At 56.7% G+C, this 14295-nt stretch carries 13 protein-coding genes and 1 pseudogene; 4 read left to right on the top strand and 10 right to left on the bottom strand.

The window, feature by feature from the left end; genetic code table 11:
• Positions 1-24 precede the first annotated feature (24 nt).
• Genes NHF56_RS16840 through NHF56_RS16820 form a run of 5 tightly spaced genes read right to left on the bottom strand, consistent with a single transcriptional unit; the run spans position 25 to position 4067 of the window.
• Positions 25-1302 carry a TRAP transporter large permease gene (locus tag NHF56_RS16840; RefSeq protein WP_252806676.1) on the bottom strand — a complete coding sequence of 426 codons (1278 nt, stop codon included), beginning with the start codon at positions 1300-1302 and terminating at the stop codon, positions 25-27.
• On the bottom strand, positions 1299-1802 hold the full coding sequence (locus NHF56_RS16835; protein WP_252806674.1) for a TRAP transporter small permease: 504 nt from the start codon (positions 1800-1802) through the stop codon (positions 1299-1301). Before NHF56_RS16835 ends, NHF56_RS16840 begins: the two co-directional genes overlap by 4 nt.
• A complete protein-coding gene (locus NHF56_RS16830) occupies positions 1799-2524 on the bottom strand; it encodes an SDR family NAD(P)-dependent oxidoreductase (protein WP_252806672.1) in 726 nt (241 codons plus the stop codon). The genes NHF56_RS16835 and NHF56_RS16830 overlap by 4 nt, the downstream gene beginning before the upstream one ends.
• On the bottom strand, positions 2521-3384 hold the full coding sequence (locus NHF56_RS16825; RefSeq protein WP_252806670.1) for an oxaloacetate decarboxylase: 864 nt from the start codon (positions 3382-3384) through the stop codon (positions 2521-2523). The genes NHF56_RS16830 and NHF56_RS16825 overlap by 4 nt, the downstream gene beginning before the upstream one ends.
• Positions 3381-4067: a GntR family transcriptional regulator gene (locus tag NHF56_RS16820; RefSeq protein WP_252806669.1), complete on the bottom strand. Its 687-nt coding sequence runs from the start codon at positions 4065-4067 to the stop codon at positions 3381-3383. The genes NHF56_RS16825 and NHF56_RS16820 overlap by 4 nt, the downstream gene beginning before the upstream one ends.
• A 102-nt stretch (positions 4068-4169) precedes the next feature.
• Between NHF56_RS16820 and NHF56_RS16815 the strand changes: the two are divergent.
• Positions 4170-4268: pseudogene (locus tag NHF56_RS16815) on the top strand (IS6 family transposase); the annotation flags it as partial.
• Between the two features lie 306 nt (positions 4269-4574).
• Here the strand turns inward: NHF56_RS16815 and NHF56_RS16810 are convergent.
• On the bottom strand, positions 4575-5642 hold the full coding sequence (locus NHF56_RS16810) for a saccharopine dehydrogenase C-terminal domain-containing protein (RefSeq protein WP_252806668.1): 1068 nt from the start codon (positions 5640-5642) through the stop codon (positions 4575-4577).
• A 123-nt stretch (positions 5643-5765) separates the two neighbouring features.
• On the opposite strand from NHF56_RS16810, the gene NHF56_RS16805 reads away from it, so the two are divergent.
• A complete protein-coding gene (locus NHF56_RS16805; RefSeq protein ID WP_252806664.1) occupies positions 5766-6197 on the top strand; it encodes an Lrp/AsnC family transcriptional regulator in 432 nt (143 codons plus the stop codon).
• A 43-nt stretch (positions 6198-6240) separates the two neighbouring features.
• Here NHF56_RS16805 and NHF56_RS16800 read toward each other — a convergent pair whose 3' ends face one another.
• From NHF56_RS16800 to NHF56_RS16785, 4 genes are all read right to left on the bottom strand, one after another.
• Entirely contained in the window at positions 6241-9042 is a 2802-nt protein-coding gene (locus NHF56_RS16800) for an aminotransferase class III-fold pyridoxal phosphate-dependent enzyme (protein WP_252806662.1), read from the bottom strand.
• Between the two features lie 153 nt (positions 9043-9195).
• Entirely contained in the window at positions 9196-10437 is a 1242-nt protein-coding gene (locus NHF56_RS16795) for a serine hydrolase (RefSeq protein ID WP_252806660.1), read from the bottom strand.
• Positions 10438-10489: 52 nt separating this feature from the next.
• Positions 10490-11452 carry an alpha/beta hydrolase gene (locus tag NHF56_RS16790; protein WP_252806658.1) on the bottom strand — a complete coding sequence of 321 codons (963 nt, stop codon included), beginning with the start codon at positions 11450-11452 and terminating at the stop codon, positions 10490-10492.
• Positions 11449-12108: a GntR family transcriptional regulator gene (locus NHF56_RS16785; RefSeq protein WP_252806656.1), complete on the bottom strand. Its 660-nt coding sequence runs from the start codon at positions 12106-12108 to the stop codon at positions 11449-11451. The genes NHF56_RS16790 and NHF56_RS16785 overlap by 4 nt, the downstream gene beginning before the upstream one ends.
• A gap of 155 nt (positions 12109-12263) precedes the next feature.
• Here NHF56_RS16785 and NHF56_RS16780 point away from each other — a divergent pair, with 155 nt between their 5' ends.
• Both NHF56_RS16780 and NHF56_RS16775 read left to right on the top strand, forming a co-directional pair.
• Positions 12264-13133 carry an alpha/beta fold hydrolase gene (locus NHF56_RS16780; RefSeq protein WP_252806654.1) on the top strand — a complete coding sequence of 290 codons (870 nt, stop codon included), beginning with the start codon at positions 12264-12266 and terminating at the stop codon, positions 13131-13133.
• On the top strand, positions 13133-14245 hold the full coding sequence (locus tag NHF56_RS16775) for a C45 family peptidase (protein ID WP_252806652.1): 1113 nt from the start codon (positions 13133-13135) through the stop codon (positions 14243-14245). The genes NHF56_RS16780 and NHF56_RS16775 overlap by 1 nt, the downstream gene beginning before the upstream one ends.
• Positions 14246-14295: the final 50 nt, after the last annotated feature.

The raw sequence follows: 14295 nt of genomic DNA, 5'->3' as shown, positions 1-14295 counted from the left end.
CCGGATTTCCGGGATTGGTGTTTCTCAGCGCAGCCACTGCAATGGTCCAAGCACAAGCTGCGGAAAGAGCACGAGCAACAGCAGGACAATGACCTGCGCTAAGATGAATGGCGCCGCCCCCTTGGCGACCCTATGAAGCGGCACGTTTGACACTCCTGCCGACACCGACAGAACTATGCCGACGGGTGGCGTGACCAATCCGATGGCGGTGTTGATCACAAAGAGCACGCCGAAATAGATCGGATCGATGCCTGCTTTGGTCACGACAGGAAGCAGAACCGGGGCAAGGATCAGGATCGTGGGGCCCATGTCGAGCATGGTGCCGATAATCAGAACCACTGCCATCACGACGAGCAGAAGCAGAGTGGGGTGTTCAGCCAGCGGTCTGACGAGATCAAGCACGATGCCCGAAAGATCTGCGACGGAAATGAACCATCCTGTAGCAAGCGCTGCAGCGGCCAGCATCATGACAACTGCGGTGGTGAGGGCTGCACTGCGGAATGCTTCAAAAAGTTGCCTGACCGAGAGTTCTCGGTGAATGACCATGCCAACAAAGATGGCGTAAACGGCGGCGATAACTGCGGCCTCGGTTGGTGTCACGATACCAAACCTTATACCGCCCAGGATGATGACGGGCATGCCGAGTGACCAAATTGCCGAGCGGGTGACTTTTGCCCGCTCCCGCCAGCCTTGGCGGGGCAGGGCGGCAACGTTTTCGCGTCGTGCCACAATGATCCAGGCCGTCAAAGCGCCGACACCCATCAATACGCCGGGAACGATGCCAGCCATAAATAGCTGCGAAATGGAAAGGTCGGTTGCCACACCGAAGATGATGTAGGCAATGGACGGCGGGATGATGGGCGCGATAACGCCGCCTGACGCCATGAGACCAACAGCACGCGCCTCATCATGACCGGACTCGCGCATCATCGGCAGAAGGATGGAGATCAACGCAGCAGTGTCAGCCGCCGCCGAACCAGAAAGGCTCGCCAGGATGACCGCCGCGAAAATCGCGACGACACCCAGTCCGCCGCGCAAATGGCCAACAAATGCCATGGCGAACCTGATGATGCGGCGCGACATGCCGCCTGCATTCATCAATTCCCCTGCAAGAAGAAAGAATGGAATAGCCAAGAGCGGAAAGCTGTTTGCCCCAACGATCATGCGTTGCGTGATAATTTGGGGGTCGAAAAGACCGAGTGCATAGCCCATGGCAGCCGCACAAATGAGCAATGCAAAGGCAACCGGAACGCCCGTCATGAGTGTTGCTGCAAGCGTGCCGATGAAAATGAGGAGGGTCATTCGCTGAACCCCGCTTCGTTTTCCGGAACGCCTGAAAGACGTCCTGTCGCATATCCGACCGCACGTATGGCAGCCATGATCCCGACAAGTGTACTCATTGGAATTGCAACACCGAACACCCAACCCATGGAAAGCCCGGTTACCGGTGCGTGGTTTGTCGCATTGATGTGAAACTGCATCAGGGAACCTGAAAGGACGATCATGCAGACGCCCAAAATCAGCACATTGGCAATTGTCAGCAGCATACGCTGGGTATTGGGGCCAACAACATGAAGCACCAGATCAAAGCCCATATGCATGTTGCGCCGCATGGCAACGATGGCGCCGAGAAAGATCAGCCAGACAAAAAAGAAGCGCGACAGCTCTTCCGAAACGTCGATGCCCGAACGAAAGCCATAACGCAGGACCACATTGCCGAAGACCATGATCGTCATCCCGGCAAGCAACAGCGCCAGAAGCCATTCCAGCCCCTGGAAAAAGAGATCAATTGCGCGTTTCAAATCCGTCCTCCCGCAACTCTGATGATTTCGCCAGTGACGTAAGACGCACCGAACAGCAGATGGCATGCCGTTTCGGCAACATCCGCAGCCGTTCCAATCCGCTTTTGCGGTATTGTGTCAGCAAGCTGGCGCATGGCGCTGTCATCAGCGAAAACGCCTTTCTGCATATCCGTCTCGATAATGCCTGGAGCGATGGCATTGACCCGAATTTCCGGGGCAAGATCGCGCGCCATTGCCCGTGTCAAAGCCAACACCGCACCTTTGGTCGCCCCATAGACCGCATGGCCGGGAGCACCGCCGTTGAAGCCGGCAATCGATGACATGTTGACGATGGCAGCATTTGCATGCGCCCTGCGCGTTTTCAGGAACGCTTGCGTTGAAAGCATCAGCCCTTTGACATTGATTGAAAGCACCCTGTCGATTTCGCCGGGATCGATTGCATCCAGCGCCATCTTCTGGCCCAGCACGCCTGCATTGTTGACGAGGTGCGTGGGTGCCCAGCCGGAAGGGAGCGCGCGTGTGGCCTCGTCTATAGAATCGGGGTCTGAAATGTCCGCATTTGCGAAGCATGAGAGCGACCCAAGTTCGCTGGCTCTTTCCTGCAGTGCGCTGGCGTCGACATCCCAAAGAATGGCGCGATTGCCTGTATGAACAACGGCTTTCGCAATGGCGAGGCCAATGCCACGCGCAGCGCCTGTAATGAGAACACACGCGTTGCTCATGCGCCGTAACTCTCATCCAGGTCCTGATGCTGCGCTAGTCCCACGACATCGGAAAAGTCCGCATATGACATGGCCGCCGGCCCGCCGGCAGGGCTGCCGTTTTTTTTGAGATGCCTCAATGCTTCCGCACTTGCGCGCGCGGCTGCAAAGAGTGTGGTGACAGCATAGAAGACAACCGAAAAGCCCATTTCCTCCAGGTCGGAGGCTTTCAGCGCGGTGGTTTCATTTCCATCGACAATCGACACCACCTTCGGCCCGGCGATTTCGCGCGCCACAGCCTCGACTTCGGATATTTTCTTGATCCCATCGACAAACACGAGATCAACGCCTGCATCCTGATAGCGCTTTGCGCGGTCAATTGCTTCATCAGCCCCAAGCGCGGGCATTGCGTCGGTGCGTCCGATAATGACAAGGGAATCGTCTTCACGCGCAGCAATGGCTGCTTTCAATCGCAGGGCCGATTCAGCAGCATCCATCAGCTTGATACCGGCAAGTTGCCCGCACCGCTTTGGCGCAACCTGATCTTCGAGATGCAATGCGGCCACGCCAGCCTGAATATATTCTTCAACCGTACGCTTGATGTTGGAGGGACCGCCATAACCGGTATCGGCATCGGCTATCACCGGTATGGAGGTAGCCCGAACCATGTTGCGGGCATGTTCGGCCATCTCCGTCTGCGTCAGCAGACCGATGTCGGGCTGGCCCAGCCGCGTGGCGGTGGCACCGAAACCCGTCATGTAGATTGCAGGAAATCCTGCCTGTTCAACAAGGCGCGCAGTCAACGGATCCGGCGCACCGGGAGCCGCAACAATGGGACCTGCCGAAAGCAGCCCTCTAAGATAATCAGCTTGCTTGGTCATTGGTTGCTATCATTCTGATTGGAAGAAAGGATGCTGGTGACACCGCGCATGGTGCGCCCGATATGCTCATCCATCAGCGCATCGAAACGATGCCAGTCATCGACCTTGAGAGCGTCAAGCATCATGCAATGTTCGGAAAAGCTCAGCTCGCGCTGAACCTTGTTGGGTGCCGTCAGGATTGTTCTGATTGTTGCAATACGGGCTTCGGCGAGCTGATAGGCATCCTGCACCAGCTTGTTGCCACAATGATTGAAAAAGGAGATATGATAGTCATTGTCGGCGCGTGAGTAATCGAGATCATTGCGCGCTTCCAGCGCATCGCGCATCCGGTCAACAACGCCTGACAGCTCCGTGAGGAATGGGTCTCGCGCATTGCGCATTGCCATACGACAAGCCTGGGTTTCGATCATCAGACGAAAGCTGCAAAGCTCGGCAACATCCTCAATGGATGGATCGAAGATGAAAGTGCCGCGTTTGGGGCGGATTTCGACAAGTCCCGCAAATTCCAGCGCCTTGAGCGCTTCTTTCACCGGACTGCGGCTGACACCGAAAAGAGCCGCGAGACGGTCTTCTGACACGTTCTCTCCGAGCTGAAACTCACCATCAATGATTGCTTGCTTCAAACGCTCGGTCACCAAAGTGGTGAGTGGCGGCTGTTGCTCAATGCGAAGAGCCTTCTCCATGCTCATCAATCTCCTCATCCCGTTGGGGCCTTGTATGTTACATGTAACATGTTAGTCAAGCGATATTGTTGACGCCTTCAGTGGGGTCATTTTCAGAGCGAGGTGATTTTATGAGCGGTTCACTCGTATCGCGGTTATGGCGTCAGCGACCACGATCTTGAACAGATGTTGGGTGAACGGGGTGTGCCTGTTGATCATTCGAGGAAAGGCCAACTTCCAACAGTTGGCCAATCGGCCCTTCAACGATTTGCAGCACTCGCTGGATAACTGCGTCCAGCGATAGCCACATCTGCGGCCAGACCGAGCCAAAAATACAGTCTGGTACCTTGCGCCAGATTTCAGTTCTACCAGATTCTTTTGTCCGCAATTATTGCATTGTGACCCCGGCAGGCCAAGCCAAGCCGCTGGCAACGCCATTTGCGAACTGGCTCAGAAAACAGGTCAGCCGTCCGCTGATGTTCGCAATCGGATGACCGATCGGGCGGTCATCCGGGCGTTTGTTTTGTCCTACACGCATCCGCCCTTGAAGGCTGCGCCAGTGGTTGAGGAAAGAAGCGCTTCCAGTGGAATGTCCTCCTGCTTGAGAAATCCACGGTCGGGCAGCTTTCCATCCCGCACCATTTCGATCACCGCAACAACTGAACTGGCTGTTGTCCAGGCGATGGCGGGGCGTGGGCGTCCTGCAAGCTCAAGCGGATAATAGGCGCGTACGAATTCTTCCCGGGCCAGTTTGCCGTTGATTTTACCCTCGGCCGAGACATGAACATAGACGACATCATCGCTAACGGGCGGCTTTGCGTTGACGAGGATCTCTTCTGCCTTTGCGCGGTCCTCGCGCATCAAAAGTTCATGGAAAAAGAAATTCATCAGTTCGACATGACCCGGATAGCGCATGGTTTTGTAATCCATGTTCGGGACCTTGTCCTTGTAGGTTTCGCACATCGTGCCCAGCCCGCCAGACGTGGTGAATGCCTCAAGCTCGGTGCCGCCGATCACCTGTTTTTCAACCCATTCCATGGGCGAGACCCACTTTATCTTGCCGTCTTCCAGGACTTCGCAGTCGTTGAGATATTCGTTGACGACACCCGCCGGCGACCAGTTGAACGAATAGCCCATCAGGCCGGTAGGGTGCTGGGGAAGCGCGCCAACGCGCATTTTGCAGGAGCGGCATTCATCAAACCGTGAAATCAGGTCGGCACCGACAATGCCGACAAAGCCGGGGGCAAGGCCGCATTGCGGTGCCATGAGCCCTTTGGAGGTCTTTGAAAGCTCGATAACAGCCTTGGTTGTGGGGACATCCTCGGTCAAATCGAAGTAATGAATGCCGACCGCATGGGCGACTGTCGCGACGCCAACATTGAGGTGATACGGCAGGCAGGACAGCACGCTGTCCACGGTCTTCAATTCACGGCTGAGGGCATCGTGATCCGAAACATCGACCTGTTCCACGGTGAAAGCATGGCTGCCCGAGGGTTTTGCACTGTCGAGGCCGATCACTTCAAAACCACTCTCGTTCAGCAGTTCGGCTGCGAGCGTGCCAACTTTTCCAAGACCTAAAACCGCAATCTTCTTCATACCTTACTCCTGCTGATGGTTTGCATTTCGGCGTAGGATCACAAAATGAGGTGTTGATTCGTAGTGGCGTTTCTTCATAAATGGAGACAAAAAATAATCAGATCGACGTATAAAGAGAGCAAAATGACGGTTACAGCGAAAGATCGCGAGCTTCTGATGGTTTTATCCGAAGATGCGCGGATGCCGGTGGCGGAGATCGCCCGACGCCTCGGTGTGGCCCGCACCACCGTTCAAACAAGAATTGACCGGCTCTGCGATGAAGGGGTGATTGCGGGATACTCGGTCCGACTGTCTGATGATTTCCAAAACAGTTTGGTGCGCGCCCACGTCATGATCGTGCTGAAGGAGAAGGCCCTGGGTGCGGTTGTCCACGGCCTGCAGGCGATTGCGGGCGTTTCGGCCGTTCATTCGGTCAGTGGCAACTTCGACCTTATCGTCGAGGTCGCGGGCCAGTCGGTCAGCGAATTGGACCGCATAATCGACGTTATCGGGGAACTGGATGGGGTCGCAAGAACCCAGTCATCCGTCATCCTCTCGACGCGGTTTCGGCGCTAGAGGGGTTTGGACTGAGCAGCTTTTTGCGAACCGCCTATCGTCTTCAGGGTTCAATCTCACGCAGCACAAGCGGTAGTAAGTGCAAAATCATCTCCACATCGTCTGCCTCGATTGTCATCGGCGGGCGGATTGCAAGGAGATTCTTTTTTGCTCCTGTGCGTCCCATCAAGACGCGATAATCCCGCAGACGGCTTAAGATGTAGCTGCAAATGTCCGTGGCGGCACGACCATCGCCTTTGATCAATTCGATTTTGGCCAGCAGTCCTTTGCAACTGATATGGCCGACACAGTTGAACTCAGTGCCAATCTGCTTGAGCCCCTGTGACAATCGGCTTCCCATCAATCTGGCATTTTCCTGCAGGCCTTCATCGTCGATGATATCCAACAGTTCCGTGCAGGTCCGGTATTCCAACGTTGAACCCTGCAAGCAAGATCTGAAATCGGAACCCTTGGCAAAGCTCGCGGCAATTTCTTTTGTTGTCACCACAACACCCATCGAGTGGCCGTTGCCCAAGAGGTCGTCCATCAGAACGATGTCTGGAATGACGCCCTGATCCTCAAAGCCGAAATAATGATCCCCAAGACGGCCAAGGCCGGTTTGACTTTCATCGGCGATATAAAGACCACCTGCGGCACGGACTTTCGCGTAGACCTCTGGCATGTGTCTTCCAGGCAAGGGGAAGGCTTCGGCAACAAAGCTCGCGAGCCGATGACCTTTGCCCTGCAGGGTTTTGATTGCCGGATCGAGCAGCGCTGTAATCACCCCTGTCGCGCCGGTATGAGCCCGGGCTAGAAGCAGGGCGAGTTGGTGAGCCTCAGGGCCTGAACCAACCGTAAAGCAGATCTCAAGCCTGTCCGGCAGTTTTGAAAGCAGCCTGGACGCAAAGGCAGTTTGCGCCGGATGCACGTAGCGGCTGGTAGCGTCTATCCTTTTCAATTGGTCGGCCGCTGCCGCCTGGATGCGCGGATGTGCGTGGCCTATGACGGGTGCATTATCGCCGACGTCCAGATAGGGACGGCCCCACTCGTCGAATACATGGTGCCTCCAGCCTCTCACCAACATCACCGGATCGGTCTCTGCAGAGCGTAGACTGCCGCCGAAATGGGCTTCGCGCTCGGCCAGAACCCGGCTCTTGTCGGTTGGTCGGTAGCGCACTTTTTCATCCGGGAGGTTCAACAGAACAGCCGGGTTCGGGCAGATGGCACTCCACAGATACATCTCGTCGGGATCACCAACGCCCGGCCAATCGGCTTCAATTCCGTCAGTTGTCAGTGCCAATTGGAAATGGACGTGGGGTGCCCATCCACCGTTCTGCGAGGGATCTCCCAGCAGGCAGAATTGCTCCCCTTTTTCAACAATATCGCCGGGTTTTAGCCGATCCAGGAACTCAGGGCTCAGATGACCATAGAGCGTATAAAATGAATCGCCCTCAGGCGTTTCATGACGCAGGATGATGACCCCGCCGTAATCCAGATGTCCGCTCCGATATTCCGCGACAAAGACTTCGCCGCGCAGGGGCGCAAACATAGGGGTCCCGGCAGGGGCAAAGGCGTCAATTGCCAAATGCACTGTGCGCCGGTTGCTGGCCTTCCACGGCCCTTTGCGAAATGCCGGTTCCGCATAAATCAGCCGTGGCTCGTAATAATGTCCAAGCCAGATGCGGCCGTTGTCTTCAAATTCTTCGCCAATTCTTGCAGCTTCTTCGAGCGGCAGATGGAAGGGGTTCTGGGGCCAGGTGGAGCGTTCAACCGAGAGCGACCCCATCGGCGCCTCTGCCAGATCCTCACCCATGAGGGGAGAGAAATTGCCTCGCTCCCTTTCCAGCCACGCCATGACCCGGTCTGCGCCTTCCACAACAGGCAGATTGCACATGGCGCGAAGGCGGGCGGCCAACAGCCCTCCATGCACATTGTTGCCTTCCAAAAAATGCCAGGCTGACGCCGTTGCGGATGGGGTGTCGTCACTATCCGCCGAATTTGGCGTGGCGGTTACGATGCTCAGCGCAAGATGCGCCTGCAGCAAAGGCCAGACCAGGTTCAATTCTTGTGTCTTTAGCGGGTAGGCGGCGTGATAACCGGCAACCAGTGCGGCCAATGCTGCTTCGGGCGCGGGGTGGTCCAGAACAATGCAGGCCGCCGCTGCAATCAGGCTGCAGACCCGCGGCGACAAACCCAAATTGCCCAGGCAAACGAGGCTCGAAACCTTGTCCGGCTGCAACAATGAACCCGAAGTCAGAAGGTTGAAGTCGTTTGCACAATGGTAAATTGCCTGGGACTCAAGGGATTTCACGTTCTCAGCAACGGCGCGAAGCTGTGACGCGATATCGCCGATCAGCGCTTTGTGAGAAGGATTTGTATTGGCTTCGAGTTCGCCCGCAATCCAGTCGGCCTGTGTCAGGTTTCCTTTCAAATCGGCACCCAATCTGGGATCTGTAAACCCCGACAGCGACTTGTCTGTCGCCCCCAATACGCGTCCAAGATCTTCGATGCGTTCAAGTGACTTGGGGCTCGCTTTATGAAAGCACCGTCCTGAGACGACGGCCTGCACCCATACCAGCCTGCTCTTTCCGTTTTCGTCAGGCACCTGAACCACTTCACGACCATCGAGCGTAGCGCGGGGTTCTGGAGTCGAGAGTTGCGGAGCCTGCTTTGCGATGTGGCGCAGGGCGCGGATCTGCATATCCACCAACGCGATTTCACAGCCGGGGCGCATCACTTTCAAGATGTAATTTTGACCATCCGCCGTGTCTGCCAGAAAGCTCAGGTCGTCTTCCTGGCTTAGCCGGTGCAAAGTCGCATCAATCCCCCAATGTCGATGCAAGACACTCGTCCAATGCTCCAGCATTCCATTTTCTCCTTTTGTTATTTCGCTTGCATCGGGATTCCGTTCGCCAGAGCGTCTTTTCGCAAGCTTGCCGGAAACGATTGTGTGACGATGGATGTTCGCACTGGCGTTCTTTTTGAAGCCATCTCACAATTTGCACCCTCGCTCCCCATCCTATGGAGCGAGTGCGCGGATGATCTCATCGAAGGCGTTTATCGTGTAAACGTCAAAATCGGCACCTGTCGCAAAGGGAGGGGAGCTCTGCTTGACGATGGCGATCTGCCGGTTCGTGTCGCAATAAAGCCATTGGCCGAAGATGCCCTGCGCGGTTATCGCCTTATGACCGGGTGTGCGCCTTACCCACCATTGCGCGCGGTAGCTCCAGTGACCGTCGTTCATCGGTGGCGAAGCGTTCGGCCCGGACAGGAATGCCGAGGGCGATCCACCCTTGCAGATCAGATCAATCACATTGGCGGGTATCACCTGCCGTCCCTTCCATGCGCCCCGAGAGGCAATCATCGCGGCAAAGCGGGCCAGATCATGCGGCGTCGCATTCAGCCCGCCGGCAGCAATTTCGGTACCGGCGGGATCAAGCAGGACATACGCCTCGCCTTCAGCGCCCAATGGTTGCCACAACAGTTCCTCGGCGAGTTGGGTATAGCTCTTGCCGGTGACGCGCGACGTGATCCAGTTCAGCAAATCAGTCTTCGGACTCTGGTAGTGGAATCGCTGGCCATGCTTTGCCTCTTCTTCGGTCGAAAGCGTGCACAGGTATTCCTGTATCGTCTTCGCCTTCGGCGCGTCACCATTGCCAAGCCCGATTCCAACGATCCGCGCGTAATCATGGATGTGCGACCCCGGGTCTGCGTAATCCTCATCGAAACGGATCGAATTGGTCATGTCCAGAAGCTGCCCCAGCGTGGCCTCGCCCACACCGGGTCTGAAAGTGACGTCCGGCAGAAGTGAGCCTATCGTATCTGTTGGGCTCATCTGCCCCTCTTCGATGGCGATGAGTGCAAAGAGGCCTGCAAGTGACTTGGTGCATGACATCATCTGGTGCGGCGTCTGGGCCGACATCCCGTTCAGATAGCTTTCATGTACAATCATATCGCCAGAAACGACAACCAGACTGTCGGTGTACGTCTCGCGAAGGAAACTCTGAAAATCGGAGAGGGAACCGTCTGGTCTGTGAATCTCCAACGCCTCGATCCTCGGGTCGGGCATGACGTTCATTGGCGTTGGACTGGCCGGGCATCGAATGGGCGCGCTTGGCATCAAACGGCGCATATTCTGATAGGCCCAGCGGTTATATGGTGGCGTCCAGAAGCCGTTTTGGAGTGTGACCTGCTTGTCTGGCGGTGGCGGAAATCCTTGCATCAGCCCGAGCTCTTCGGCGGTGGTAGCGTCCTGGGTCATGATTTTGTCTTCTTGGTTTTTTGTTCAGGAAATCCGCACAAGCGGGGTGCGTTCAGCGGTTGAGATCGCCAGCCAGCATTTCCACAATGCGAAAGAAGTGCCTCAGCGCTCGGCCTGATATTCCGCCGTGGCACATGAAACTATGCAGCATTCCGGGAAGGCATTCTGCACGTGTCGTTACGCCTGCCTCCATCAACGTATTGGCGAATTGAAGACCCATGTCGCGTAGCGGATCGCATTCAGCGGTGATGATTCGGGTGGGTGGCATAAGGGCCAGATCCGGGTGCAGTTCCAGCACGTTCTCGGGTCGTTGGGCATCGGCGCTGTTTGGCAGGTAGTTTACCATGAACCATTGCATTTCCGCATGCTCGAGATTGGTGCCTTGGGCGTAGCGCGAGAGGGAGGGATAGCGGTCCGTCTGTCCGCCGCTGGCAAAGGGGCGGGCATCAGCGACCGGGTAGATCAACGTTGCCGCGCGCAGCTTTAGCACACCCGTTCGCCCGGCATGGAGGGCGGCGTTGACTGCGAGATTGCCGCCAGCGCTTTCGCCCATCAACGCGATGAGGGCCGGGTCTATGCCCAGTTCGCAGGCAGAACGGCTGAGCCACTCGATGACAGCGTGCGCGTCCTCAATAGCTGCGGGGAACGGGTGTTCCGGGGCTAGCCGGTAGCCTACGAAGACAACCGCCGCCTCCAGTAGATGCGCCAGCGCACGGGAATGGGCGTCATAGGTTTCAGCGTCGCCCAAAACGAAACCACCACCATGGAAGTAGACGATTGCAGGCAGCGGCCCCTCGACATGTTCGGGACGATAGATGGTCGCGTCGAAATGGGCGCCGGTTGAGGCTGAAGAGATGTGCTCGACTCTGGCTGCATGGCGGAGGGGGTAGCCATTCGCCAGGAACATGTCGCGCATCGCTTGGCGCGCATCAGCCAGGTCCATGTCCTGCAGAGGCGGGCCGCCGGAAGCGCGATTACGTTCCAGCAGTCGGGACAGGTCAGGATGCATTGTCATTCGCTTGCTTCCGATCCGTTGCCGCTTCCTCTGATGTGGTTGGTGACTGTGGCCTGCAGCAGGCCGAGATCGCGCTTCTCTATGGCGTCTACGAGGTCGAAATGGCCTTGTGTGGCCTGTTGAAGCTGAAACATCGTCTGCCATTGTCCAATGGGCGCGGCCGGTCCGCGCTGGCGCAGATCCAGCATCAGTTCTCGCAGCACATCGTTGCGGCAAAAACTGTAGAACTTGAAGTGAAAGGCCTGATTGGCCTCGATCTGTTCAAATGAAGAACCATGGTATGCAGCCCGCTTGAATGCTTCGGCATAGCCGCGCAGCTCGGCGATATCTGCCTCGGTGGCATATTTGATGACATCGGCGGCGGCTTGGCATTCAAGCATTGCCCTGACTTCGCCAACCTGACGGAGCCGCACAGGATCGGGCAGGGGTACACGGTATCCACGATTGGGAATATGCTCGACCAGTCGCTTGGAATGCAGGTTGGTCAGCGCACTGCGGACCTTGATCCGGGTGCTGCCGTAACGCTTTTCCAAATCAATCTGTTTGAGCCATTCCCCTGGGCTCAGGACACCCTTGTTGATGTCGGTGACGATCCGCTGCGAGATTTCGTCAGGGGATTGTTTTTCAGTGCTGATCTCTAGCTGTGCTTCGTTCATTGAGGTCGTATCCGGCTGTTTTGTCGTCAATTTACACATCTCGAGGGCATCTTACAATATGGTATACGAAATTGGCGCCAATTTGTAAAAACATTTTGACGCCAACATTTCTTGCTCCTATAGTCACCCAAAATCAATGAATGGAGATCGGTGGAATGTTGCCAAGAGTAGGGGATAGTCCTGAGGAAAGACTAAAGTCGCTTTATCTGACCGGGGACACGACAATCATCGCCTGCAAGGCGGATCCGCGTTTCTGCTACACGCTTTACATACCCGAAAGCGCCTGGGACGAGCCGGAGCGGGAATTGGATCTCCTCGTCGCGGTGCATGGCACGATGCGCCTGCAATCTCTCTACCGTGACGCGTTCTCTGGGTTTGGCCGTTTTAACAACTGCGTGATCCTGGCACCGCTCTTCCCTGTCGGGGTGCGCGGCAACATGGATGGCAGCGGCTACAAGTACATGATCGAGGGCGACATCCGGTATGACGAGGTTCTGCTCGCGATGGTCAAGGAGGCGGGCGAACTGCTGAAGCGCAGTTTCGAGAAGTTCATGCTGTTCGGTTTCTCTGGCGGCGGACACTTTACCCACCGGTTTCTTTATTTGCACCCCGAGCGGCTCAAGGCTGTTTCGATTGGTGCGCCGGGTTCGGTCACGTTGCTGGACGAAACGATGGACTGGTGGCCCGGCATCCGCAATTTTTCCGAAGTGTTCGGACGAGGTATCGACTTTGACGCGTTGAAGCAGGTCAAAGTCCATATGTCGGTTGGTGCTCAGGATCTCGAGAGCTGGGAGATTACCTTTCCCGAGGATTCGCCGCGCTTCATTCCTGGTGCCAACAGTGCAGGCAAAGACCGCAACGAACGGCTTCACAGCCTGAGGGAGTCACTTGTCGCGCGTGGTATTGATGTTTGGCATGACATCGCGCCCGGCGTTCCGCACGACATGCGCGGTGTGTTTCCCTATGTCGAACGCTTTTTCACTGACGTGGTGCGCGACAAGCTTCCAACGCCGGGCGTCCGCTGATGGTTGCCGTCCCCAAACTGATCGAGCTTGAAGGCACGCCGCGTGCGCGCGGGCAGGCCTATGGGCGAGCCGCGGACACGCAATTGCGCCATGGCCTTGGCGTCTACCGATCACTCTTCGAAGAGCACCGGCTGAGTTGGGACAGCGTTCTTGCCTATGCTGCGGAATTGCGTGAGAGCCTGGTTGGCAAAGTGCCTGACGCCATGGAAGAGCTCGCCGGTATCGCGGAAGGCGCGGGTGTGTTGCTTGAGGAAGTTCTCGTTATCAATGGCCGCAGTGAGATCATCAATCTTCATGCGCAGCGGCCAAAGGACACATCCAAATTGGACGACGGCTGCACTGCAGCCGTGGTTCTGCCGGAGATGACGCAAGACGGACGATTGCTGCACGTCCAGAACTGGGACTGGCTGCCAGACTGTGCCGAGAGTACCGTGGTCCTCAAGATCCGGGGTAATGGCGGGCCGGACGTGCTGACTTTTGTCGAAGCTGGTGGGCTCGCCCGCGCCGGATTTAACTCTGAAGGTGTTGCGATTACTGGAAACAACCTCGTTTGCGCACAGGATGGAAAGGCTCCCTTCGGGGTTCCACTTTCGGTAATACGACGTCGCGTGTTGGAGGCAGGCGGTTATTCGCGGGCGCTGACTGAACTACACCGTCTGCCACGTACGGTCTCGAACAACATGACGGTCAGTTGCGCTCAGAGCGGCGACTGCCTCAACTTCGAAACGACACCTGCTCAGATCTACTGGCAAGCGCCGGAGGGCGGCTGCCTGACACATGCCAATCATTTTACCTGCCCGGCGGCGCGTGTTCGCGAAACGGATTTGGGCATCGCTCGCGGTGCGGACACGCTCTTCAGGGATCGTCGTCTGCGTGCGCTGATCGAACGGGGCGGCTCCAATCATACGCTCGACACCTTGGCCAAGGCGCTGGACGACCGCTTCGGCGCGCCGCGAGGGATCATCCGTTCGCCGCAAGGCAACGAAGGCGAAACCAATGCCTATCTCTCGGCAACGGTCGCGATGGTCCTGATGGATGCGGGCGCAAGGGAGATGCGCATTCGCCAATTGCCCTATGCCAACACCGAGACAACGGTTTTCAACCTCGCTTAGCGGCTGCTGCAGAACAGTATCGAAAAACAACCAACCAAAAAGGGAACATG

The organism is Rhizobium sp. L1K21, from assembly GCF_024055895.1.
In the GTDB taxonomy this organism is placed as follows: Bacteria; Pseudomonadota; Alphaproteobacteria; order Rhizobiales; family Rhizobiaceae; genus Ensifer_A.
This window is presented reverse-complemented; position numbering and strand designations above follow the sequence as displayed.